This is a genomic window from Nostoc commune NIES-4072, from assembly GCF_003113895.1.
Lineage (GTDB): Bacteria > Cyanobacteriota > Cyanobacteriia > Cyanobacteriales > Nostocaceae > Nostoc > Nostoc commune.
Map to the genome: position 1 here is coordinate 72768 of NZ_BDUD01000002.1, position 24183 is coordinate 96950.

20 protein-coding genes are annotated in these 24183 nt (G+C 43.3%); 3 read left to right on the forward strand and 17 right to left on the reverse strand.

From position 1 onward, the window contains the following. Positions 1–34 precede the first annotated feature (34 nt). From CDC33_RS32605 to CDC33_RS32655, 11 genes are all read right to left on the reverse strand, one after another. Positions 35–2242: a WD40 repeat domain-containing protein gene (locus tag CDC33_RS32605; protein ID WP_109012825.1), complete on the reverse strand. Its 2208-nt coding sequence runs from the start codon at positions 2240–2242 to the stop codon at positions 35–37. A gap of 194 nt (positions 2243–2436) precedes the next feature. Then, entirely contained in the window at positions 2437–3666 is a 1230-nt protein-coding gene (locus CDC33_RS32610; RefSeq protein WP_109012826.1) for a DUF4159 domain-containing protein, read from the reverse strand. Positions 3667–3805: 139 nt separating this feature from the next. Beyond that, complete coding sequence (locus CDC33_RS32615) at positions 3806–4873, reverse strand: phage tail protein (RefSeq protein ID WP_109012827.1); 1068 nt, start codon at positions 4871–4873, stop codon at positions 3806–3808. Between the two features lie 14 nt (positions 4874–4887). Next, positions 4888–7092: a putative baseplate assembly protein gene (locus CDC33_RS32620; RefSeq protein ID WP_109012828.1), complete on the reverse strand. Its 2205-nt coding sequence runs from the start codon at positions 7090–7092 to the stop codon at positions 4888–4890. Between the two features lie 2 nt (positions 7093–7094). Continuing rightward, positions 7095–7508: a GPW/gp25 family protein gene (locus tag CDC33_RS32625; RefSeq protein ID WP_109012829.1), complete on the reverse strand. Its 414-nt coding sequence runs from the start codon at positions 7506–7508 to the stop codon at positions 7095–7097. Positions 7509–7742: 234 nt separating this feature from the next. After that, positions 7743–8039, reverse strand: coding sequence for a PAAR domain-containing protein (locus tag CDC33_RS32630; RefSeq protein ID WP_109012830.1), 297 nt, complete (start codon positions 8037–8039; stop codon positions 7743–7745). Between the two features lie 157 nt (positions 8040–8196). Beyond that, positions 8197–10344, reverse strand: coding sequence for a VgrG-related protein (locus tag CDC33_RS32635; protein WP_109012831.1), 2148 nt, complete (start codon positions 10342–10344; stop codon positions 8197–8199). Between the two features lie 52 nt (positions 10345–10396). Further along, positions 10397–10906, reverse strand: coding sequence for a CIS tube protein (locus CDC33_RS32640; protein WP_109012832.1), 510 nt, complete (start codon positions 10904–10906; stop codon positions 10397–10399). A 123-nt stretch (positions 10907–11029) separates the two neighbouring features. Next, positions 11030–11821, reverse strand: a complete 792-nt coding sequence (locus tag CDC33_RS32645; protein WP_109012833.1) for a hypothetical protein — start codon at positions 11819–11821, stop codon at positions 11030–11032. 85 nt (positions 11822–11906) lie between these two features. Next, positions 11907–12482, reverse strand: a complete 576-nt coding sequence (locus CDC33_RS32650; RefSeq protein WP_109012834.1) for a phage tail protein — start codon at positions 12480–12482, stop codon at positions 11907–11909. A 329-nt stretch (positions 12483–12811) separates the two neighbouring features. Further along, positions 12812–15196, reverse strand: coding sequence for a substrate-binding domain-containing protein (locus tag CDC33_RS32655; RefSeq protein ID WP_146195896.1), 2385 nt, complete (start codon positions 15194–15196; stop codon positions 12812–12814). A gap of 317 nt (positions 15197–15513) precedes the next feature. On the opposite strand from CDC33_RS32655, the gene CDC33_RS32660 reads away from it, so the two are divergent. Beyond that, positions 15514–15723, forward strand: coding sequence for a Nif11-like leader peptide family natural product precursor (locus CDC33_RS32660; protein ID WP_109012836.1), 210 nt, complete (start codon positions 15514–15516; stop codon positions 15721–15723). 40 nt (positions 15724–15763) lie between these two features. Here the strand turns inward: CDC33_RS32660 and CDC33_RS32665 are convergent, their stop codons facing one another. Both CDC33_RS32665 and CDC33_RS39395 read right to left on the reverse strand, forming a co-directional pair. Next, positions 15764–17722, reverse strand: coding sequence for an ATP-binding protein (locus CDC33_RS32665; RefSeq protein WP_109012837.1), 1959 nt, complete (start codon positions 17720–17722; stop codon positions 15764–15766). Positions 17723–17871: 149 nt separating this feature from the next. After that, positions 17872–18156 carry a hypothetical protein gene (locus tag CDC33_RS39395; protein ID WP_181374366.1) on the reverse strand — a complete coding sequence of 95 codons (285 nt, stop codon included), beginning with the start codon at positions 18154–18156 and terminating at the stop codon, positions 17872–17874. Positions 18157–18247: 91 nt separating this feature from the next. Between CDC33_RS39395 and CDC33_RS42125 the strand changes: the two genes are divergently transcribed. Continuing rightward, positions 18248–19138 carry an eCIS core domain-containing protein gene (locus CDC33_RS42125; protein WP_501193678.1) on the forward strand — a complete coding sequence of 297 codons (891 nt, stop codon included), beginning with the start codon at positions 18248–18250 and terminating at the stop codon, positions 19136–19138. Between the two features lie 281 nt (positions 19139–19419). Here the strand turns inward: CDC33_RS42125 and CDC33_RS32675 are convergent, their stop codons facing one another. From CDC33_RS32675 to CDC33_RS32685, 3 genes are all read right to left on the reverse strand, one after another. Continuing rightward, positions 19420–19962, reverse strand: coding sequence for an REP-associated tyrosine transposase (locus tag CDC33_RS32675; RefSeq protein WP_109012838.1), 543 nt, complete (start codon positions 19960–19962; stop codon positions 19420–19422). Positions 19963–20255: 293 nt separating this feature from the next. Beyond that, on the reverse strand, positions 20256–21542 hold the full coding sequence (locus CDC33_RS32680; RefSeq protein ID WP_109012839.1) for a Pvc16 family protein: 1287 nt from the start codon (positions 21540–21542) through the stop codon (positions 20256–20258). Between the two features lie 14 nt (positions 21543–21556). Further along, positions 21557–22231, reverse strand: a complete 675-nt coding sequence (locus CDC33_RS32685; protein ID WP_109012840.1) for a response regulator — start codon at positions 22229–22231, stop codon at positions 21557–21559. A 404-nt stretch (positions 22232–22635) separates the two neighbouring features. On the opposite strand from CDC33_RS32685, the gene CDC33_RS32690 reads away from it, so the two are divergent. Then, on the forward strand, positions 22636–22845 hold the full coding sequence (locus tag CDC33_RS32690; RefSeq protein WP_181374282.1) for a hypothetical protein: 210 nt from the start codon (positions 22636–22638) through the stop codon (positions 22843–22845). A gap of 4 nt (positions 22846–22849) precedes the next feature. On the opposite strand, the gene CDC33_RS32695 is transcribed toward CDC33_RS32690, so the two are convergent. Further along, complete coding sequence (locus CDC33_RS32695; RefSeq protein ID WP_109012841.1) at positions 22850–23962, reverse strand: sensor histidine kinase; 1113 nt, start codon at positions 23960–23962, stop codon at positions 22850–22852. Positions 23963–24183: the final 221 nt, after the last annotated feature.

Genomic DNA, 24183 nt, shown 5'->3' on the forward strand with positions numbered 1-24183 from the left:
TTTTTACCTTCCTTTGATTAGCACCTTAGTCATATTATTTACAGCCCGTATCGACTTGTGGAGCAACATCAATTCTCACTTGTGTGTCGTCACCACCACTAATTACAAAAATATTTTTGCCTTGTCTTTTGATATCAACGCTATTGACACGTTTGTTATATTGGCGCAGTTGTTTAACATTCTCAAATTGAGAAGAGCGTTTGCCGTCAATAGTCAAAGGCCAAAGCATCACCCTACCGTCATCTCCCCCACTAGCTAGGTAGCAACCATCTCTAGTGATCGCTACAGAGCGCACGGGCTTGTTACCAAGAGCCTTATCCTTATACAAGGGATAGGCGGTACATTGAACATCCTTAGTTAATAAGCATTGCTCCAGATTCCACAAAGTGATCTGTCCCTGTGTATCGGCTGTTGCCATTAAGTTTGGCTTATAAGCGGCAACAGCTAAACTTTGAATGTAATCGTCTTTGCTGCCTTGTGGATCTGATAAGGAACGGACTTGATCCGTTTCCAAATTCCACATCCACAATTGGTTAAATCGACCGCCAATTATGAGATTTTTACCTTCTTTTCCGGCTAGGGCTAAAGCAGAGACCGCAAAATCGAATTTTTTTCGTTTAAAAGGCGTTGTGTTCTGACTGACACCCTTTTCCAGGTCGCTTTGGATATCCCACTGCAAAACCAAACCGCTACCGTGACCACTGAACAGAAAGTGCGAGTCTTTAGTAAACTCTAGAGCAAATACGCGATCGTCCGTGCCAACGCGATCGTCTTTGCGAAAAAATAAAGAATTTATCGGTTTTTTGTCAGCCCCAGCCAGATTAAATATCCTGATTTCGCCATTTTCTAACCCTGCGGCTAAGAGATTATTATCCACTGGGCGATAGCGAACTACTCGTACTGCTTTGCCCTGGGAGGGCAAATCACCCCCAAACTGGTTAATTAGTGGATTGAGGAAGCCTGCACTCTTCCACTTAATGATTTTTTGGTCATCACTCCCACTGATGGCACTTTCTCCTGTACCATTGAATTGCACAGACTTCACAGGCTTTTCATGACCATACCATCGGTTAGCAGGATTTAACCAAGAACAAGCCCAAGCTATTGTGAGCAAGCCTGCACCTATCAATAGCTGCATCCAAATTGGCAAAACAGGCAGTAAATTCAGTTTTAAGAATTGGGTATCGTTGCGGATATCTATATTTGCTTCTGACTTACTAGCTTTGACATCTGCTTCTGACTTACTAGCTTTGACCTCAAATCGCAATTTTCTGCTTCCCCCCCACCAGTGTCGGCGCTTTTTGATCACTAACTGCAACTGTACTGTTTCACCTGGGGAAATATTGGCTTTCTCTGGTAGTAGTTCCCAACTGCTTTTACTCTGTCCCGCTTCTGGTTCAACCTGCACCATCACATCAGATTTTAAATTGCTGGCATTGTCGAAGTTGAGTATGTAGATGGTAGAGTGACATTTCCACATAGGTATCCACCATGCTGAGGCTGATGGTGGCATTTGTTGTTCTTTGGGTATACAGCTAAATTCTATAAACCCTTGAGTCAGAACTTTTATGATTCCACTGGTGCTAGATGAAGGGCCGTCAACGAGGTTAGCTTCAATGGTGAAGGGATATGGCTGACTAGGAACTTCACTAGGATTAGGCAATTGGCATGAGAAAGTTCTATCTTTCTCTTCCCCGGGGGGAATTTTCAAGCTTATTTTGCTACCTTTAACTAACCATTTCTGGTCTACGCCTAAAAAACTTAGGACGACATCGGCTGTGAGTTGATTGGGATTGTAGACACTGACAGGAATTTCTTTTAATTCTTTAGGAGAAGCTGAAAATGTGGCTACAGGGAGAGTCACTTTTACAGGTGTGTATCCTTTGCTTTGTTCTACAATCAGACGCACCACTTCTCTTGTGTCTTCTCCCAGTCCCAGTTCTAATGAGAAAATCCGCACGGTCAGGTTCATGATGCCAACAAACCCTGGAACTGGGCTATCTGTGATCATGACAGTAAATCGCGTGCTATCACCTGGTGGTTTTTTGGCGCTGACTTCTGGCGAAAGACTGTACCAACGCAGTCCAGAAATGATGTCAGCGCCAGCAGCGATTATCTCTAATTGAAAGGCAACGAAGCGATCGCTGTCATTGGTTACAGTTATGTTAAAAGAGGCGGGCGTTCCACCTGGCTTAAATTTCACAACTTGTTCGGAAATTGTTGTACTGATACTATTTGCCATAATCAAGATACCCAACGCCTCTATAAATCAAAATAATTAATGTTTTTATAAATGTGTTTTTAATAAAATTTTGGCATCAATCGATAACAGATTAATTCATATTTACTGACATGGCAAGGATTAAATATTCCATAAAGTTGAGAAAGAATTTATTGTTGATATACACCAAGTCTTCCCACAGTTTATGCCGACAATTAAGAGTTTGAGTTTTTATTTTCAAGTTTTAATAACTGCATAATCTGTCTTCGTTTCCAACTAAAATGTAAAATATTAATTCCTATCTCCTGAGCAGTGCGGATCGTTTCCCGCGATAATAACAAGGCATCATTTAATCCCCAGGCGCTAGAAAGGTCGCCTGTAACTAAGATGATGCCTTCACCGTATTGTATCTGAATGTGTTCTTGATTCACAACAGGTAGTGAAGAAAATAAAAATGGTTCTGTTCGCAAATAATGATTAGGCTTGATGTCTTTGATATCTTGTAAAGAAGTTCCTAACTGTTTTGCTAAGTCTAAAACGCTGCTAATTGTGATATTGCTATTACTGGGTGTATCTATTAATAAAACGCCTCCTAAATCTAAGTAATTCTTGAGAACTGCCAGTTCTATTGGGTTTAAAGAAAACTCTGCACTAGTCGCCAAAAATAGTAAATCGCAAGTTTGGATTTGCGAATCAATGTCTTTAATTTCTAAGTTGATTGGCTCGATTTGTTGAGCAGACAAATTTGGGTAAAGACTAGAAACAGATTTGACTAAATACGAGAGATTTTCGGCACTGCGCTTTGTGGCTGCACTATTGGCGATTTGGGCAACACGTATAGTTGCTTGGGGGCGCGATCGCACCTGCTGCCGATAACGCAAGTCTAGCTGGTTATGCTCAGGAAAAAACACATCAACGGGATTTTTTAACTTTACTTCTACCGCTAACTTTACTTCTCCCTGTTTTAGGAAAATCCGGCACAATTCTACTTCTGTTTCTGTTGGGGGGCTAAGTTTCTCGTCAATCCGAAAAGTTTCTGCGATAATCTCAGGGTTTGTGGGACGGCGCAATCTTTCTGGATCTACGTAACTGATGACTAAATATACAGTCAGTGATTTATCTAGCGGCGCTTGGGTAGCAATGCGATAAGTTTCTGGCTGCGGTACAATAATCGGGTTGCCAGCTATGTCAATAGCAATACCGGGCTGAACTTCTAGCCAACGTTCATCGCGGTAATTTGCTGGCACTTCTGCTGGGGCAGATATTAAATGCACTCCCAATCCACAAACAATTCCTGGCTGATTGAGGGATTGATAGTGAATATTTTGTCTGTGACGATGGTATTCGTGAGCTACTCGCCAGCGATCAGCGTTCATCAGCAGTCCATCAGTCACCAGCAAGCGTTCGAGAATTTTAATCGGTGGTAGGGGAAATTGTTCAGTCATGGCAATTCAGGATTGTGGATGTTGGAAAGTGAGAAATTATACCAATTTGAAAAAAGAATACGACAGATATACAGCCCCAAACGCTTGTCCTGTCTTGATTATTAATTTTGAATTTTGAATTTTGAATTTTGAATTGGTATTAGTTTGTTGGTAACTCCTGATTTCTTTGTTCGATGAAGAGGTCGTAGGTGCAGAAAGCTGGCTTTTCTCTGTCAATTACCTCGCGCACTAAACCTGCATCTACCTGCTGATCTGGTTCAAGACGCAGCCGGACAATGAAATGATAGGGTCGTCCACCCCCTAGTAGTGAGTCTTCTCCCAGGTGCGTTTCTCCGAACAAAAAGCCTCGACTAAAGATTTCTTCAATACTGATATGCTTCTGGTTTTCAGGCAAATGCTCATCTAAAGGCAAGTCTGTATAAAGATGCAGATATAATCGCAAACCCCGACGAGTACCCCGCCAACGGTAAAGCTCTAAAGCTTGACGAATCAGATAACGCTGGCGCATCATACCCCAGCGAGAGTCAATCGGCCAGCCTACCCAATAAGCCAGAAACGGCAGCAAGGTTTGAGGAGCCGTTAAAGGATCTAGATAAGCCGATAAGCTATCGAGAATATCCATTGTCGGTTCAAACGCCTGCTCAAAAATGTGCAGGAAGCGACCGATAAAATCTGCTTCACGGTAAATACTCGGCAAAAAATCGAGGTACAGGCTGCGTGGACGCACGTGCAGGTTAAAGCTGGCAGTTTCTAACCCTTGCTCACTACCATCCATCGCTGTATAGCTGACATCAAGGCGACAGTGATAATCGATAACCAGAGATTGGTCAGCAGCTAAAGACTCATTTTCCTCAAAGAAATTTTCTGGCACTCGGAAGTATAGCAAAGCATAAATCTCTTTATCATGATCAATTGTCTGCCCTTCTAGATGGGTGCGACACCAAAAAGCCGGAAAATTCCCTTGGCTTTCCAGGTGCAATTCCTGCAACGGTTTTCCCGAATTTTTCATTTTGACAACCATTTCACTGGGTTCGCCTGGGTACAAAACCAAGGAGTTGGTGATGGGGGTATGCTGCTGAAGCCCAGAGGCTGCGGGGAAGCGCCGCATCTGCATGGCTCCTCCTGACCCCGATGATATGGCTGTTTCGGGGATCTGCATGGGAGTAAGTTGCAGATGTAGGGAAGAACCAGAGCGGGCTTGTGACATTTTCTCTTTGCAGGTTAAATCAAGTTAATAATATGACCAGAGCGGAGTTGAGCATTTTGCCAGGAGCAAACTAAACCCAATGGGCCAGGAGCGATGACTGGATTTTGTGGCAGCGATCGCACCCAGTTTGTACCTTGTTTGCGTAACTCGAACAACTGCACTACACCCAGGTAGCGCACCCCGGCAATTTGCTGAAACAAAGTCACAATATCTGAAGGATAAACGGGGCGACCAAATGGCCAGCCTTTCCCTTCCATTCCCCCAGTTAGGGGATTGAGAAAGCGGTAAAGGGCGACTTGCAATTTGCTGAGGATTTCTTGTTGGGCGCGGGGATTTTGATATTCTGCTTCTAGGGCTACCTCTGTTTGGACTGCAACCCCCACATATTCCGGTTCTTGTAAACATACCTGCACCCCCAGTAATCGCCGTTCATTGAGATAGGCGAGAATTTGCTCACTCAGTTGGGGGCTGAGGGCAAGTTGGTCTGGGTCTATACCTTGACTACGCGCAATCCCTTCTGTATTCGCGTGTGGTATGACTAGCAGGCGTACTATCCCAGCTTCGCTACCGCCTTTGGCTGGTAAGCACCTAGCACGGGCAATAGCGCCGTTAGCCGCTTTGATGGTTAAGGCTTCAAAATCTTCAGGAGTGACAGCGCGATCGCGTGTACGCAGCATTGCCGGGACGCGGATGACTGCTTCTTCTAAAGATTCGGCATTAGCACCGTTGCGTCCGGGTTTGTAGTTGACAATATTGGCCACATAAGGCACAGAATTTTTCAAAACTCTGATTGAGCCAACTTGTACATTTCCCTTCACACCGCCGCCAATGCGATAGGCAACCATCGTAATTGTCGAACCTCTCGGTGGCACAGCCCCATATTGCCGCTCTAAAGAGTTCACTGTTTCTTCGCCTATTGTATTGAGCAGTCGTTCTCTATCTGCCGCCTGTGTCATTTGCAATTTGGCACGCAACATTGTTTGTTGCTGAATTTGACCCGGTTCACGAATCAGGGGGCCAAACTGCACAGTTCCGGTGCGCGAGTCGATGGTATAGTGACGGTCTTGAGGCCCTGAATTAGCAAAATCCATCACCTCATACCACCTTTGGGGCAGTTCTCCTGGTGGCGTAACTAGGATATATTCTTTTTCTTTACGTTCCAGCGCAGGAGAACCCATTAGCTGAAATGTTTGTCCGGGTTTACCGTTGCTCTCTCCTAGCGGCTCATTGGTGATTAATTCGCTTTGGCTTGCTCCCACAGTACCACCAATAGCGCGCACAGATAGCCCGACAATTCGGGGAGAGCTAATGTAGCCAGATTGATTGGGTAATGGGTCAGCATAAACGCAGCGCACCCAGCGACCTTGGTATGTGGCAAACTGGGTCACAGGCCAGAACTGGGGCATATGCAGCACGATATCTGCACCTTGTAGTGGGTTCCCACCAGCACGAGCTATTTCACTAAAACTGAATCCTTTAGTGCGGTCATCTCTTTCTCGCATTAACACTGGTTCCCAAACCCTGCCATTCCAAGCTTCCCAGCGACGTGGCGGTGCTTCTGGGTTGATACCAGTAGATGTGGCAGCTTCTCCTTGAAAATTAACTGCAATCACATTGCCATCAATCGGCTGTCCTGGGTCAAATACTAGATAAAAGCAATTGCCAGCATGGGGTTGTTCGTTAAAGAATGCTAGCTCTCGCCCGCTCCAGTGACCATCAGCACTGAGCGTCCACAATCCGCCAAAGCGATCGCGCAATATTTGCGGCAAATCCTCTGCCATCTCCGCCGTGAGAAAATGAAGAATGCTAGGATTGCCAATCTGTAACTGACGATCTGTGCTAAAGACAATCGCTTCTTCGGTTTCAGTCCGCAGTGTGGCTATTTCTGTACCTTCAGGAATTGTGTAAGTCTCAGGTAGAGACGAACTCAGATAAAAAGTAACATCAGTCTTAGCGGGAGTTGGTGCTTGTAAGCGAATCCCTAGTAACTCCAGAAAGGCAACATAATTGCGTCTGGGAACTTGATTGAACCGCAGCATCATTTGGTCTGTTAACCAAGCAAACAGTTCAATCAGGGTAATTCCTGGGTCGCTGGGGTTGTAGTTTGTCCATTCAGGACAGTAACGAGGAATGCGGAGAATGCATTCTTCTACTAAGTCCTTAAAAGTGCGATCGTCTAAATCCGACTTGGGTAAATTGGGTAGAAAATCAAATTCCACGATTACTCCCCTCGCGGCAACAAATAGAAAGGATAGACCAAACTGCGAGTATCATGGCTTTCCTTGGGGCGATATTCCAAAGTAATATCTACTCGACCTTGCACTGGATCTGGTTCAGTGCGTACAGCATCGACGACAATACGCGGTTCCCACATTTCCAAAGCCTCTTGCACATACAGACGCAGCAGCAGTAAAGTTTGAGTATTCATGGGTGCAAAAGTCAATTCTGAAAGACGTGACCCAAAGTTAGGCCGATATACCCGTTCGCCTAATTGCGTACCCAAGATCAGCCAAATAGACTCCTCAATATTTCTTTCTGCTGAACTGATCTGGATACTTCCTTGTACATTCACCCGTAAAGGGAATGACCAGCCTGTACCCAGATATGATTGTCGATTATTAGCTGCATCTGACATGCAAATAACTTTAGTGGCTAACTGTGCAGTTAATGTAATTTAGAGTAACTGCAAACACTATTAGCCAAAAGTCGAGTTATTTATCTAAATTCGCGGAAAACCCCATCCGCCTATGCAGTGGGGAGTATCAAAGCAGGGAACAGATGACAGGTGATATCAAGTCCGGCTAATTATATACGATATGGTTGGTTGAGTTGGTAATGGGTTGAGCTTCATTGGTAAGTCCAGTCCTCATTATGGTGCTACTAACACCGTCACCCCGGTAGCAATCACAGGCAAGGATATGGGTACTGGCACTGGCGCTGGTGGAGTCACGCCTACAGCCATAGTCCCCATGTGTGCTACAGGACGACCACAAGCCAAAACCGTGACAGAAGAGGGCATAACTAGCGCCCCAGTAGCAATTGTTGGCCCGGCTACAGCATCCCCCATACAAGCGATTGGTCTTCCCATAACTAAGACATTTGGCGCTCCAGGCCCTATTATTGGACTGCCACTAGCCAAATCTCCTAAAACTGCAACTGGTAACATAAACTTTCCTTTTGCTAATTGCAATATAGTTTTAAACGTTGATTATGTATGAAATCTTGCCATCCAGTTATTAGCCATTAGTAGGTATAGGCTTGACAATCCCCGCACTTTTAGGGCATGGAGGAAGGCTATGTTCACAGATTTGCCGTTACACGACTTAACAATTAAGGCGAATCAAAGGTGCTGTAACGCTAGCTGTAACAGCAGCCATCAAAGCAGCAGCAGCCCCAGCTTGTAAATTTAGTGCTGCACCGGATTGAACGCTACAAGAAGCACCAGCCTGTACTGATAGCGCCGCCCCAGATTGCAGTGACATTGCCGCTCCAGCTTTCATATTTGCAGTACCGACAGCTTTAAAATCTAACATTCCTCCTGCTTGGGCGCTGATTTTAGCTGGAGTTTGCATTTCAATACCACCAGGAGCAATTTTTATACTACTAGGGCCTGATTCTAATTTAATTTCCATCGGCGCTTTAATATTAATTTTCTGCACCGCCTCGATGTTAATACTATTGCTCGTATCGCTCATAGTTATTTTTTGACCGTTGGGCGTTTTAATTTCAATTTTTTTCCCCATGTCATCCATCATTATTTGATGACCGCCAGTTGTTTTAATTTTTATATTTTTCCCCATGTCATCCATCAGCACTTGATGACCATTTTTTGTTTTAATTTCAATCTTCTTATCTTTATCATCTAATCGCACATAATGACCATCTGTGGTTTTAGTTTCCACAAATTTATCACTATCATTCATATGGAATTTATGAGCTTTTGTTGTCTCCAGGTAACAGCCAGATTTACTGCTATCTTTATCTTCTTCTACAAATTGCAGTTTATGACCTAAGCGAGTTTTAAATGTTCTTAAGCGTACTTTGCCATCAACCACCGATTTGTCTACAGTTTCGGGTGGCGCATCTTTACCATTCCATACTCCGCCAATTACATAAGGACGATGAATATCGCCATGCTCAAAAGCTACCAACACTTCGTCATTGATTTCTGGTAGGCAATCAAAACCGCGATCGCCTGCTGCTCCTGCTCCCACAACTCTCGCCCAGTTGCTTTGGTGGTCTTCGGTCAAAGTGGGAAATTTTACTTTTACTCTGCCCCATTTTTGGGGGTCATTATTGTCAGTGACAATCCCTACTAAAAGCGTTTGTCCTGGTTGTAAATTGCTTTGGGTAATGCGAGGCATCCAATTATTTCCTCGTAAACCTCGGACGCTAAATTCTGTGATATAGTTGCCTTCTTGATATAAGTGACGGGTCTGGGTAACGTAATATTTACCATTATATTTACCCATGCCTTCTAGTTTTATGACTTTTCCTGTGCGTAATAAAGGGTTGCCTTCACCTTTACCATCTGCATGGACAAATTCTCCGGCAATTTCATTACATATACCTTGGGCGATCGCATCTGCTTCAGCAATAGTAGAAACCGGGCGATCTACTATCACCATTGTCGGTGAATTTGGCTTACCATTAAAGCTATTATTGGTACTATTACCTTTACCAAAATCAATTTGTGTCACTACTTGAGGCGCATTTTTATTAGAGACGATGGCTTGTTTTTGGCTGTAGTCCCAAGCTCGAACCTGCACAGAATTGATCTGTTCTGCACTAGTAACACGCACTGCCAAACTATGAATATTTTTTAACCACTGGAGATTTAAAGTATCTCCTGTGGTAGGTTTACGAAAGTGCAGTTTGTTATCTTGCACGAAAAGTTCAAAACCAATTCTCGCTGCCCTCTCGTGCAGAAATTCCATATTAGTTTGATTCTTCTGAAAAATATATCCAGGGGGATCATCAAAACCATGAGGGCCGCCGCTATCATCTACAGTACCAATAGATATACCCACTTCCCCAGCAATTTTTTTGGCAATATCGCTGTCTTTAGCATTCTGATAAGAGCGATTAAAGCGTCCCCGATGCAGGCGGTGAGATATATCATAACCGCGAATAATTAGGGGTGCTTGGGATTCGCTGTTAAACTGAGTTTCTATAGCTGTAATTTCTCCTTCAAGAATATAGCCTTGACCCTGCTCTGAAAATTCTTGTGCTTGTGTAGTACTAGACTTAAAACCAATTTTTATCGATTTACCAATTGTAAATAAGTCTTGGTATCGCCATGCTGTATCCTCTTGTCGCCCAGGAAAGTAATCATTGCGAATTACTAAAGTAAACATTCCAGGTTGATGTAGACTTTCTTCCACAGATATTTGCAGAATATCCTCAAGTAATGCTGCGGAAGCATCCTTGTTATCAATCTGCAATATCGGTTCTGCACTATAAGTTCCCATAAGAATTTTTTTAATTAACTTAATTTTTATTACTAATATTTAAAGCCTGCGTCTATCTCTGCCTTGTACGATTCACATTTGCCGGAGTTCCCATACCAGGTTGGGAAGTTGACTCATCTACTTCTTCTAAAGTTAAATCCAGCTTGGCTCTTACTGGTGTACCATCAGGCAGAAACATCATTAAGCTGTAGATAATACTGGTGACAAAGCAACGTATGTACTGTTGCTCTCCCCAAGTAAATATATATATGGGTGGGCGTTTTTCTTTGCCTTCTCCGGCTTGAGCAAAGTCAACAGCTTTTTGAAATTTGCTGATGTATGTTAATACGCTAGTGCCATCTTCATAGGTGTCAAAAAATATATCTCTAATGTTGAGAGTACAAGGTTCTGGATAAGCAAAAGTAACTTTTGGCAATCCCCTACCAGTTCTTGCACCGGGATTTTTATTCAAACTAATTGACTGCCCAAAATCTAACTGAGTAGGGTTATACATAAATTCGATATCTTCGACACCTTTATCGCAGGCAATCAGTTTGGCTTTAACCAGACTAGAAGTTGGCATATAATTTTTCTTATGAGGGGACAGGGAATAGGAAGAGGCAATATTAATCTGGTTGGAATATGGCTAAATAACTAAGAATCAGCATAGAAACTGCACTACATAAGTTAAGGTCAAAAAACCTCCTTACCAAGGCAGTTTCCCAGAAGAGGATTGAGTGTGAAATTCTCGCTCTAGCATTAATTTCTGTTGAATAAAGGCATAAACTTCTTGCGCCAGAAGTTCTAAATTCCGTGAGTCTGGCTTTTTTGAAGATTGACGTGAATAAGTAGTTTGTTGAGTAAAAGTTGGCGATCGCTGTTGAGGAGAGATTACAGTAGAGTTTGATGACTGACTTAACACATGGGAATTTGTGTTCATGACATGATCTATATTGTCGATATCTGTCCTATCGACATTGGTTAATAAGTCACTAATACTTGACCAAGCTGCTGGGGTTGTGTCGGATGCTGTTAAGTTGGGCTGTTTTTTTTGCTGATGGTGTTTCACAGGTATGGGAGAATAAGTCAGGCGATCGCTAGATGCTATCTTCACCCTCTGTTGACCAGTCGGCGCTACATTTTCTTTAGCGACAGGTTGCACATCGATAAAGTCAGATTCCCTCACCAAAGGGCTGATGAGGGCTAAATTCTGCAAAACTTGAGGTAATTGTGGCAGTTCTGACTCTAGTTCCACATCACATTCCTTTGGTTGAGCTTCTGTCTCTGCGGCGATTATTCTTTCTGAGGATGGGACGCTGGCAGTATTTTCTGTAATATCCGCAGACACCAATTCTATGGGACAAATATGTGTTAGCTGCCAATTTTGACCTAATGTAATAGCAGGTAGTAAGGGAGCTTTTATCCCCAGAGGTTCATGAGGTCTTATCTGTGCGTAACACTTGCTACTTATGGGGTCGTCATTGAGTGCTTCTGTCATATAGGAGTTATATTTGATTTGGGAAAAAATCAGTAAATTTCTATTTGTCTTCTTTGCTGTTCCCCGTTTCCTCACTACAAAAATTTTAATAACTAGTGAAATATCCTTTATTGTCGCGTCCGTCCTTCAGAATAGAAGCACCACTACCACTGGATTTTGACTGTTGATTAGTAACTTTTATTCCTTCATAGATTAAAGTTAATTCTTCAATGGCTACAGTGGTGCTATCTGCGCTTAAAGAAGGAGCTTTCCAGCCGACAGGAACTACACCAATTAGAGTCCAACGCTGCATCGTTTCCCCCGCTTGATTGAAGAGTAAAATATTGACATTGCGGCGGTTTTTAGTACTGCTTGCATTATTACGACTAGGGTCTTTTTGGGTTAATATCTGCTCTAACCAATGCCAGAAAACCAAATCGTTAGTAATTCCGCGTTTGAGTGTGACTGGCGAGAATTTAGCTTGACCTAAAAAAATCCGTTGCTGATCATTCACCCCGCCTTCATATTGAGTTTTATAATCCAAATCTACACCCAAACCCGAACACTCAGTAAAACAGGCAGTAATACTACTCTCCATTTCTACATAAAAGCGATTGGCTGTAACGTAGTTGAGTTCACGGGTGTTATTGCCTTTTTTGTCAGAGTTGCTGTTAGCTGGCATGGTTAGCTGGGGATGATGCAAACATCAAAATAGTCTTGTGTAATTATTGATTGTTTGTCTTTGGCTGGGCATATCTTCCTGCATTAGTTGATATACTCTTTAGCTGATCTGCCCCAATAACCCTGGATCTTGCAGAACTTGCCCTGCTAACTCAGAGAGAGTATGGAGGTCATTTAGGCGAGCGCAGCCTGGGGAAGAATACTTGACCATAAACAAACACCTATAATCACCACATAGTATAGAGAGGTAGGTTTGTCCTTGATACTAGACAAAAGTCGAATTTCTCAAATCCTTAGCAGTACAGACTTATCTATCTGAATTGAGGCTCATCAATTTTCAGGTAAAGGTTGCAAAGGTACTAACCCCGTTTTGCTCAGAAGCTGCTGACTTTCTTTAGTCTTAAGAATATTTACAAAGTTCGCCCCAACTGTAGAGCGTCTATTATCTCTTGCATAGACTACAGTAATAGGATAAGCCAAGGGATATTTTTTTGTACTAAAAAGCTGCTCATTAGGATAGTAGCTCCCCTTGTTATTGCACAAATCCGTACTTGGATCTATTGGTAAGCCGTTATTTTGCACAATCGATTGGACAGGCTCTCCTTGCTCGGCTACTGCCAGAGGATAAACCGAACATTGACCATAGACTTTGCTGATTGTACCAAAACCAATTCCACCTGCTTTACCACCTACTTTATTATTCTCAAAATCTTCAATCACCTTTCGCAAAATAGCAGAAGTAGACAATTGAGTAATTAATGTAGCTGGTGTAGTTATATTAGAATTAGCTTTCTTCTTGCTGTTTTGCCACAAACTTCTAAACGCCTCAATAGATGATTTATCTTTGAGTACCCGTTGCTCAAATATTTGCAATGCCTCAGTTTCCGTGGGAATATATAGTTTAACTCGTAAATCCGGGCCTCCAAGTTCCTGCCAATTTTTGATTTGACCTGTGTAAAGTTGGCGCAATTGGGCAAATGTAATTTTTCCCTTCAGGGCGTTAGGAAGACTTTTTTCTCTTCGGGAATAGCTGAAGTTAACGAACACTACTAAGCCATCATAAGCAAATTCTTTATAGGTTAAATCATCATTTTGCTGATCAACTAAACTGGTGATAGCAAAGTCAGCTTTCCCTGCACGGACTTCTTGAACAACGGCATTCTGAGTGGCAGATATATTATCTTTATACTTAACAGGTTTATAGATGAGTTGCGATTTCCGCAGCCGTTTTTGCAGTTCTGCTTCTAAAGTTTTGTCTTTAGCAATTAGGTTTGGCTGTTGCAAAACATAAGTCCAGGTTCCCTTGGCTTCACCTGTATAAGTAAATTTGCCATGAGGCAGTGGCGGTACATCTTTAATACAGCAAGCAAGAAATTCGCTTTCAGTTGCTTCTTGGGCAGAGAGTTTTGAGGCTAAAAACCAAATTAATCCCCCTAACAACAGCAAGCTCACAGTAGTACCAAAAATAATTAAGGGAGTGCGAGAAACTTTCACCTTTTGTGGTTTTTCTTCTGTTACTACCAAAGAATGAATTGGCTCTTCCTTTTCTGTTGGTAGTTTCAATAAAGCTTGGTGGGCAGCATTAGCACTTTCAAACCCAATACCCATACCAACCAAGCGGAGAATAAATTCTTTGAGTTGAGGGCTGATTGGCGGCCATTGCTGGTAATCTTTGGGGTGGATAGGTGCTTCGGAAGCAGGGTCTACTGCTTTGCCTATAAGTAATTGAAAGGCGACTTGTCCCAATGCTGATAAATCATCTGCGAGGACTGGTTTGATTGTTGTGGTAGTAGGTGGGTGAAAGAGATTTTCCCAGAGAGCTAGGTCACATAGATAGATAAAAAATGATTCTTCGTCTATGAGTAGGCTGTGGAGATTGAGATTACCGTGGGCTAGTTTCTGTTTAATTTGACCTGAAGGCAGCGAAAATTTCTGTTCGTGAAGAAATACCAATGTTTGCAAAACTTGCTTGAGGACTTGCTGCACTTGAGCAGAAGTCATAGCTCCATGACGAGCTAGGTAGCGGCTCAGAGTTGGATAGGTATCTAATTTGCTTTTGGTGATCAGGTAGCAGCGTTCTTCCTTTATATTAGTTCGATCGGCGATCGCTTCCCAAGGACATATCAGGCGACAGTCCTGCATTCTGCCGTCGGCTAAATTCAATCCTGCCAAGCTGATAAATGCGGCTTTGCGCTGAGTTAATTCCTCTTTGTTAAAAACCTTTTGCGGCAGTAAATATTCTTTAATTGTCACTGGCTGGCTGTCATCTAGTTGCGTACCTTGGTACAAGCGCCCCATTCCTCGCCTACCCAGTAAAGTTTCTACTGTGTAAGTACCCCGATTACCTTTGAGCTTGGTCTTCTGGGCTAAGGTGGCTGGAAAACCGCATTTGACGCATGAAGTAGCTTTTGCATCTTCCTGCACTGCTTGTTGGGGGAAAGAGCAGTTTAAAGGGTTGCGAATTGGGCAGGAGCGATACTCAATGTAAAGCCGTTCATTTGTATAGAGTATAGCGACTGGTTCCCCTGTTGTGGCAGTTTCTTCAACAACTGGGGTAACTTCAACGACTGGCGGAAATAGTTCATCTTTGATTTCTCCCAGAATTGGCTTCATCCATAAAAATCGCCCTAGAAAGTTATAGCGATTTAGCCTAGCCAGTGGCTCTTGCCTTTGTAGATAGGTTCTAAGTAAATTTTGGGGAATTTTTGTCAGCACAGCAGATAATTTAGGTGCTAAATATTAAAGATAAAAGCGTACATTCTACCCTATGGCCAAAATATAAAGCTATTTGTATTTAATTTTTTTATTTTGGCATTTACTGCTTGTCTGAGCGACTAGACTATAGTCGAATTTTGGTTGATAAATTCTTTTGGTTTTGTACATCTAGAGATAGTGGGCCTTAGCCTTAAGCATAATATCTGCTAAATGCAGTTAAATTTATCAACTTTCAGTTGCTACTAATTCACTCTACACATATTATAAATATGATTGCCAAGTATTGTATATACGTCAACTTTCAATAACTAGGAATTATGGCTAAAGAAGAAGTAACCAGATTATTTAGAGCGGCTCAAGCTAATTTATCTTTACGGGAAAATCTCAACTCAGCACCGAATATAGAAACATTTGTGCAGTTAGCTCAAGGTCTTGGCTATAACTTCACCCTTCAAGAATGGAAAGAAGTTACTAGCGTCAATGTTGAAGAGTTGCAGTGTAAAGTATCCGAGATTCCAGGGATTTAATTTGGTGACAAATTTAGGTGGAGGTGATTGTCTGGGCAAGCTAGACCCAGCCTTTCACCTCTTCTTTTGTCAGCAGTCTTTGCAACTTTAAATAATCTCGTTGCGTTGCTGTAAGAATATGTTTCATCATCACCGGTTCATTGGCATCAGCAGCGATAAAAGCAGCATTCATGGCAATGTTGCGGATATTGCCACCAGCGACTTGTAACTGTCCGAGTTTTTGATAGTCTAGCCCTTTGGTTGGTGTCTGCGGTGGGAAAATGCGCTGCCAAATTTGCGCGCGATATTGTGCGGCTGGGAAGGGGAAATCTACCATAAAGCGGATACGGCGCAAAAAGGCAGTATCTAGAGCGTTTTTTAAGTTAGTGGTCAAGATAGCTAAACCGCCGTAGGCTTCCATACGTTGAAGTAGATAACTGACTTCCACATTAGCATGGCGATCGCGGCTATCTTTCACTTCCGAACGCTTGCCAAACAAGGCATCGGCTTCATCGAACAGTAAAATAACTCCTCCGGCTTCGGCAGCATCGAATATGCGGGCTAAATTCTTTTCGGTTTCCCCAATATATTTACTGACAACGGCGCTAAGGTCGATACGGTAGAGGTCAAGGCGATATTGCTTTGCTAATACTTCCGCCGCCATTGTTTTCCCTGTACCGCTTTCGCCGTGAAACAAGGCAGTGATGCCAAAACCGCGATTGCTTTTACTAGCAAAACCCCAGTCTTGGTAAACTTTTGACCGTTGTTGTAGATGTGTGAAGATATCACAGAGTACCTGACGTTGGGGATCAGGTAGCACTAAGTCTTCCCAAGTCGATGTGGCGTTGATGCGTTGGGCTAAGTCATCAAGGCGAGGGCGGGCTTGAGTGCGGCAAAAATCCCACAGTTGATTAGCGATCACAGATTCGGGATTTTCGCTGGATAATGCGTATTGGGTGGTAATTTGCTGGCAGGCGGCTTTAATGGTGGCTGGGCTGAGGTTAAATTGGGATACCAGCTTGGTGAGTTGTCCGTTGAGTTGGTTTGCTGCTGTACCCAGATGAATTTCCCACAAGGTTTTTTGTTCGTGGAAGCCCAGGGAACTCACATCAAAGCTGACAATAGTTTGTTGTCGAGACGGCAGACGTTCGAGGGTGCTGATAATTGCCGGAGTCTGGAGATTTTCAATAAATAGAGAAATCGCCGTAGTTTTCAGAGGATCGGCGGTGGAGATGCTGTCACAGTCGAGTAATAATACCCGATTTCCTAATATGGCTTCTCTTTCCCATCTTTGCTTGAGTTGATGCAGTTCGTGGGGGGCTGTGGGAAGGACGGCGGCATTAATTATACCCAGGTTAAAGTTGAGGCGATCGCAAATATGATTGACAATTTGATATTTGCTGGAGGCTTCATAACCGCATAATTGCAACAGGGGTAATTTACGCTGGGTTTGCGACCAAGTGGCAATGATGCGATCGCAAATTCTCTCATGAGTTGGGGGTAAAGGTTGAGTTTGGGGTTTGGCTTCGGGAAAAGTGACAATTCCTAAGAGTTGTTCGTCAAAGGCGACTTCCCCTAACAGATAACAGAGAATGCGTTTGTCGATTCTCATTGCCGTTTGCGTGAAGGAAAAGCCAGGGGCAAACTCAATCATTTGCCAAAGCTGCAAGGGGTTTTGGGGAGAGAGGACAGACAGACTAGCACCGGGAAAAATGGACAGGGCTAAACTGAGGGTGGGATAATTGCGATCGCTGTTCCCATTAGCTTGGGCGCAGAGGTTGGCAAAACTCGGCTCGATTTCCATCCCCACACACAGTAAAAGTATATCCCGTGCAAAGGCAGATAGATTAAATTTTGAGCTGAGTAGAGCTATGGCACAGGATGGGGCGATCGCATTGTCTATCACATCCTGGGGTTTGCCTTCAATAAAGGTTTCCAACAACTGACGAAGGCGCAAGATTTCTTGCTGAATGATTTGCCAGTTAGTTTGATACCAGTTTGGTAGTCCGGTATTTGTCATAGATTAACCCTTTGTAAGACAACCAGAAAGCTTGTATCCAAATGCTTTCCCCCAAAACCAAATCATAGTTCTAGCCAAGGTTATCAGTATACTTTTTGCTATAGCGAAATTTCGATAAATCCCCGAAAATATCATACAGAAGCTTGACGTTAGCGAGGAAGAATTATGTCTAATACTAGTGGTAAGGAACAGGCGAAATCTTGGCAACCCCCCGCAGTGCAAACAGCAACGAAAGGATTCTCCGCCCGACCATTACCAGAGATGGCGATAAGTCCGACGATTGGTAAGCAAGCCAGCCATGACCACTCAAGTGCAGAGAATCTGCCGGGAGGGATAATTGATAATATCAACCGCACACTCGCATCAGCCAGGCCACCGGCATCATACCCCGAATCGGGAGAAATGGGAGTGCAAGCAAAGCTGACCCTTGGCACAGTGGGCGATGTGTACGAGCAAGAGGCTGACCGGGTGGCGCGGCAAGTGGTAAAAGAAATTCACTCTTCCCCATTCCGAGCCAGAAATACAATGTCGCCCAGTGAGAATATAGCCAATGGCGGGCAAGGGGGACGGGTACAACGGCAGATTACGGTGCGGTCTTCGAGGGATGCAGGGGGAGATATTTCCAGTGAATGGGAAAGCGAGTTGATTCGTGCGAGAGGTGGGGGTCAGCCGTTGTCACCGTTCGTGAAAGAACCGATGGAGCAGGCGTTTGGGGCTGACTTTAGTGGCGTGCGCGTGCATACGGATTCTCAGGCGGATCAGTTGAATCAGTCGATACAGGCGAAGGCGTTTACAACGGGGCAGGATGTGTTCTTTCGGCAGGGGGCGTATGAGCCGGGGAGTCGCGGGGGGCAGGAGTTATTAGCGCATGAGTTGACGCACGTAATGCAGCAGTCAGGGGTAGGATTAACGGGGACGGTATGGAGGATGAAGGAGGGGGACGCGGTTGGTGGGGAGGGTCCAAGTCCTGAAACAACTTTGCCAGGCAGTAGTATTAGAGTAGAAGTTTGGGAACGTCGCGATTTGCACACGATAGAGAAACGATTATCGGACTTGAGATTGAGACGAGACAAAGAGGGAGTAGACGAAGGCATATTAGATATGGCGAATAAAATCTTGGAGCAACTTCAGAAGTTGTTGTTGGAGCAGAGTGAGGAGAGGAGCTTGAGTGATGGTGTGGCGGCTCCTGTTTTGAAGATGCATGAGATAGAAATGCTCAAGAAAACAGCACTCGAGGGAGTCTCTGTGTTAGAAGGAAGGACGAGGGGCAAGTGGCCAGTATCACGACAGGGAGGAGGGGATGTGGATAGGCCCGCGGTACCCGAAAGAGTGTGGGGGGATTGGGGGAAGAGTCTGAGGAATTTATGCTTGGAGCTTATTGTCCACTGCAAGAATATGTTGGAAAGGGTGACATAGTTCCGACATGCAGGGGAAGGTTGTCGATGTGCGGGGGGCGGATGGGGCGAAGGGCGAAGGGGAAGAGTGGAGGACTGGTGAGCAAGGGGTGAGGGTCGGGGTTAGTGATGTGAGGTACATCGTTGGGAGTTGGTGTGGGGAATGTTGGAGTGAGGTGTGAAGAAAGACAGTGCGATCGCCTGATCTTGTAGGTTGGGTTGAGGAACGAAACCCAACATTATATAAACCCATCAAATATGTTAAATTGTTGGGTTTCACTTACGTTCTACCCAACCTACCCGTCATTCCATGCCAACATTGCCATTAAATATCAACCTGTCTTCAGCACCCCACATCAAATCATAAACTCCCGCTTTCACATAACGGTGAAAACTCGAATATTGCCAATCTTTCGGCGCAAGAACTAATCCGTGATGAACTGGATTATGATGAATATATTCCACATGATTAACAAAATCATGATCATCTCTAATTTGATGCTCCCAAAATCGACGTTGCCAAATCGCTTTTTCTCCCTTTCTTTGTCGAGATGAAGTCATTTTACCTTGATAATAAACATGGCATTTACGACTAAAATAACTTTTAATTAATCGCCAGCGAGTTGAAAAATCAGCATCATTTTCGGGTAATGTCCAAATACAATGGAGATGATCTGGCAAAATGACTATCGCATCAATTTTAAAGGGATGTTGTCTCATAACATAACGAAAAGCTTCCCTGAGTAAATCTATATTTTCAGATTTATCCAAAATTGAACGACGATGGTGGGTAACAAGGGTAAAAAAATAAGTAGCTCCTGGTGTTTTTGCCCGCCGATATTGCATAATATTGAGCGTAAAATTTATAAATTATTGTAGGTTGGGTTGAGCGCTCGCGAAACCCCGCATCTTCGCGCATTTGTTGGGTTTCATGCCTCAACCCAACCCACTACTTACAGGCAATCCGTAGTTTGATGAGATGGAAATGAAGAAGTGCGAGCGAATAAGATGAGTAAGGTTTTGAGAGAGCGATCGCACTTTTCTAAAAGTTTGTTTGATACAAGCAACCTAAGTTATTGTAGGTTGGGTTTCGCGATCGCGAAACCCAACATCTCCGCGCATTTGTTGGGTTTCGTTCCTCAACCCAACCTACTATTTCTCAAAACTATTTTGGGGCTAATATATTGATTAAAAGTTCGACTATCTGGATTTGTATCCACGCTCAAAACACTTTCCGCACCATCCACTTGCACACGCGCTAAATATTCTCCTGCCTTAACGCCAGAGATAACGAATTTTATCAAATTAGTATATTCTTGCCGTCGCTTACCCTGCTCAAACATATAACCTACAGGATCATTTGTTGAACGCTCGTTTAACAACAAAACTACCCTCTGCCCTTTGCCAATTTTGAGATTAACCTTGATACTCACCTCAGCCGATCGCAGTTCATCTGCACTCCCTTGAATCTTAGATACTTTGACTTGTATAATCGTCGGGCGCACTACAACAGCTACTGCATTCGACTCCACTCTGCCTTTAGGCGCTGGCGGTATCCCTGTCATTACTTGATGAACTACTTGCAACCTCTGCACACCAGCCCGCAACTCATTAGCAGATACCAAAGATAGAGGCAATACTATCTGCTTTTCACTTACCTGTTCTGGAGTCACCACCACATCACCTATCCGTACATGGGTGACATCGCCCTTTAATCGCTGACCTCGAATCATCAAAGAACTGTCTGCTAAAATTGGCTGATAGACACCTGCTTGCGATACAACTTTTTCTACCATTGGTTGAGCCATAAAAGGCACCAGTGTAGCTCTGTATTCCCGCACAGGCAATGCTTTTTGAGCAGGTTCAGCCCCATCAATTAAGACAACGCTGGTTTGATAGGCAACTGATAAATTATATGGAGTCTGGAAAAGTACAGACCACACCTTAGATAAATCTTCTAAAGACAAATCGAGTGGCTCAATTTTGATTAATTCTACTTGATTCGCAAGGTCAGAATCAGCTAAAAAGCTAAAGCTTGAGTCAGCTAGCGTATCTTGAATCATCTGCTGATTAATTATTGAATAGTCTTGCAGCGTCCGCACAACGCTACCCAGTAGACGTTGCGGTTCTAACTCGACTTCATTGCCATAGAAACTCAGCAAATAGTAAAGGTCTAAACCTCTTTGACTGCGTTTGCTTGGCTGTCCATTAGATTCTCTATAGGCGTATCCATGATTTTTACTGCTGATATGATTAGGTGTGACATGGTAAAGAAATAAGTTAACCCCTGTTTCAGGTGTACCACTTCCCAAATTACTAGGCTTAACTGTTGTTACTCTAGCGCTATCCACATCTAGTTGAATGCTTGCCTGCAAAGTTCTTTGTAGCACTGCTGTTATAGTGGCAATAGCTAAATAATTACTCATCTGTTATCTATTATTTATTGCGTAAGTCCTAGTTTTAATGCTTTAACGATCGCCTGAGTGCGGCTGTTAACTTTTAATTTTTCAAATATGGCCGTCAAATGTGCTTTGACCGTAGCTACTGTAATGTAAAGTTCAGAGGCAATCTGTTCGTTAGAAGCACCTTTGACTAGCCATTCTAAAACTTCTTTCTCCCGCTCAGTTAAGTGAATGCCTTGCGCGGCATCAATGGTGGTTTGGGTATAAGAGTGAAATAAGCGGAAAAATACAGTCGAAACTTCTGGGGCAAGATATATCTGATTATTGAGGACAGTAGCGATCGCATCACAAAGTTGAGTCGCAACACGGTCTTTCAATACGTACCCATAAGCCCCAGCTTGCATTGCCCGAAATATCCATTCTTCCTCCTCGTGTCCCGATAAAACTAGTACTTTACCCTTGTAGGATAAACTTTTCAAGCGCGTCAGGGTAGTAATTCCATCTCCTTGAGCTAACTCCAAATCTAACAGCAGTAAATTTGGTTGTTGCTGTGCTATTAAGTTTAAGGCTGCATCCATCGAATCTGCTTCACCGACAACCTGAAACTCTGCATTACCATTATTGCTATAGAAATTCAGCAGAGTCAGCAAACCTGCTCGAAAGCGCGGTTCATCTTCTACTAAGACAATTGAAACAGGTAACTTAGTTATCAAAATAAATGACCTCAAAATCTTTGTAATTACCAGTGTTCTTGCTCATGGATAAAACCTCATCCCGCAAGTGGCGTGAGGATGTAATCACAGTTAAATAATGGGTTTTAATACCCCATTATTTAACAGTTTCTGCATTGTTTTTGAGTGGCAATATATTGCTTTCATAGCGCTAAACGTCGTTTAAAATCGATGTCTGGACGCGAGAAGCGGTTCGCAATACTTTTCGGTTAAGAGGAAAAGGGGGAAGGGAAAGAAAAAACCTTTAACCCTTACCCTTTACCCTAAACCCGATTCCGAGTTAAAAATGCTTAACCGAGAAGTATTGGTTCATGTTGGATACGAATAATTGTGTAAGTAAAAAGCAAGCCAACCAACCCTTAGTTGCGATTTTTGTGCTTTAGGACTTGTTCAGCATTCGCACCCAACGGCGAGGCACACCAGTTGCTTTATGCCGGGGAACTCGTCCACCGCACTGGCTTAAGAAAATGAATAAATGGTTGGGTAGTTGGGCATTTTTTCAGCAAGAGCAGTTCTTAGCTTACAAGGCAGAAACATTAGCAAAACGAGTAGTGCATCAAGACCCTAGATACACATCCCAAGAGTGGGTGTGGTAGTTGACTAGCAAGGTAATGTAAAAGAGAACTGTGCCCCTCCTTCAGGGAGATTGTCTACCCAAAGACTGCCGCGATGGTCGAGGATAATTTTTTTAGCGATCGCTAATCCTAACCCTGTTCCTCCTGGTCTTTGAGTATAAAAAGGTGCAAATACTTGTTCTAGAGCCTCTGGGGGAACTCCAGGGCCGCGATCGCGCACTTGGAAAATTGCTTCATTTCTAAATATTTGCCACTGCCAGCTAATAGTTTCCCCCTCAGGACTAAAACTAACAGCATTGCTCAATAAATTGTCAAAAACTTGCTTTAGCTGCCACCGATCCACTGCTAAAGTAATGGGCGCATTCGGATACAATACACGCAGTTGTTTTTGCTCTAGCCAAGGTTGCAAATCTTGAATACTCTCAGCCAATACCAGCCTCAAATCACAACTAGTAAATTGCAATTTGGCCTGCTGCCCACAGTAAAGCAAACTCTTCAAGTCACTACTTAACTTCTGTGCAGTTTCGTGAATCACTTTTGCTTGTTCTTGCTCTGCTCCTGTATGCAAACAAAGGCGAAGATTTTCGGCATAGAGAGCAATCAAAGCCAGAGGATTGCGAGTTTGATGTTCTGAACGCTGTAATGCTTGCTCAAGTAATTGAATCTCTGCCTTTTGCCGTGAATATTCTTTATAAATAACTAAATAATGGCTCAACAGTTGAGCGGATTGCTCTACACATTGTTGTTGGGATGGCAAGAGAGGCTGATAGCTCAACACCAAAAGATACTCAGGATGAGAACCTTGCTGACAAAAAGGGAAGACGTAGGCATTGTAGCTGCTTGCGATCGTCAATTCGCTCAACTGCAAAGAAGGTAAAGAATCTATCCACCACAGTTCTGATTCTAGGTAAGAAATTTCTGTATAAGAACTTAATTGTTCTTGCCTGTAGCCTGCCCCTATCCGACTCTTTCCTCTATCTAGATCATTATAAACGCTCCAAACAGTAATGCTTGGTAGCTGTGTTGCTAACTGTTCAACTTGTAGCTGACACATACTTCTTATATCTGGATAGCCTAATAGATAAGACGAAGGTCTAGCTGAAGAATCTGCATACATCTGAGCTAGTGATTTTTGCATATAAAATTAGTAATTGCTTAGTGGGAAGATAATACACGCTCTTGGCAAAATTCATACTATGTCATCTACCGCAAGCTATAAATAATTCTTCTACATTAGTAGTATTTTCTACTACTTAATTAATTAGCACACATTTTTTAAACTTTCGACCAAAGTCTAATAACCATAAGGTTTTTCTATCCTTAATCTAGATATATACAAACCAAGTGCCCAGTATGTTT

Bases quoted from the DNA above. Each gene is read 5' to 3' on its own strand.
- CDC33_RS32605 (WP_109012825.1), bottom strand. From the start codon at position 2,242: ATGGCAAATAGTATCAGTACAACAATTTCCGAACAAGTTGTGAAATTT.
- CDC33_RS32610 (WP_109012826.1), bottom strand. From the start codon at position 3,666: ATGACTGAACAATTTCCCCTACCACCGATTAAAATTCTCGAACGCTTG.
- CDC33_RS32615 (WP_109012827.1), bottom strand. From the start codon at position 4,873: ATGTCACAAGCCCGCTCTGGTTCTTCCCTACATCTGCAACTTACTCCC.
- CDC33_RS32625 (WP_109012829.1), bottom strand. From the start codon at position 7,508: ATGTCAGATGCAGCTAATAATCGACAATCATATCTGGGTACAGGCTGG.
- CDC33_RS32630 (WP_109012830.1), bottom strand. From the start codon at position 8,039: ATGTTACCAGTTGCAGTTTTAGGAGATTTGGCTAGTGGCAGTCCAATA.
- CDC33_RS32635 (WP_109012831.1), bottom strand. From the start codon at position 10,344: ATGGGAACTTATAGTGCAGAACCGATATTGCAGATTGATAACAAGGAT.
- CDC33_RS32640 (WP_109012832.1), bottom strand. From the start codon at position 10,906: ATGCCAACTTCTAGTCTGGTTAAAGCCAAACTGATTGCCTGCGATAAA.
- CDC33_RS32645 (WP_109012833.1), bottom strand. From the start codon at position 11,821: ATGACAGAAGCACTCAATGACGACCCCATAAGTAGCAAGTGTTACGCA.
- CDC33_RS32650 (WP_109012834.1), bottom strand. From the start codon at position 12,482: ATGCCAGCTAACAGCAACTCTGACAAAAAAGGCAATAACACCCGTGAA.
- CDC33_RS32660 (WP_109012836.1), top strand. From the start codon at position 15,514: ATGGCTAAAGAAGAAGTAACCAGATTATTTAGAGCGGCTCAAGCTAAT.
- CDC33_RS32665 (WP_109012837.1), bottom strand. From the start codon at position 17,722: ATGACAAATACCGGACTACCAAACTGGTATCAAACTAACTGGCAAATC.
- CDC33_RS42125 (WP_501193678.1), top strand. From the start codon at position 18,248: ATGTCGCCCAGTGAGAATATAGCCAATGGCGGGCAAGGGGGACGGGTA.
- CDC33_RS32675 (WP_109012838.1), bottom strand. From the start codon at position 19,962: ATGCAATATCGGCGGGCAAAAACACCAGGAGCTACTTATTTTTTTACC.
- CDC33_RS32680 (WP_109012839.1), bottom strand. From the start codon at position 21,542: ATGAGTAATTATTTAGCTATTGCCACTATAACAGCAGTGCTACAAAGA.
- CDC33_RS32695 (WP_109012841.1), bottom strand. From the start codon at position 23,962: ATGCAAAAATCACTAGCTCAGATGTATGCAGATTCTTCAGCTAGACCT.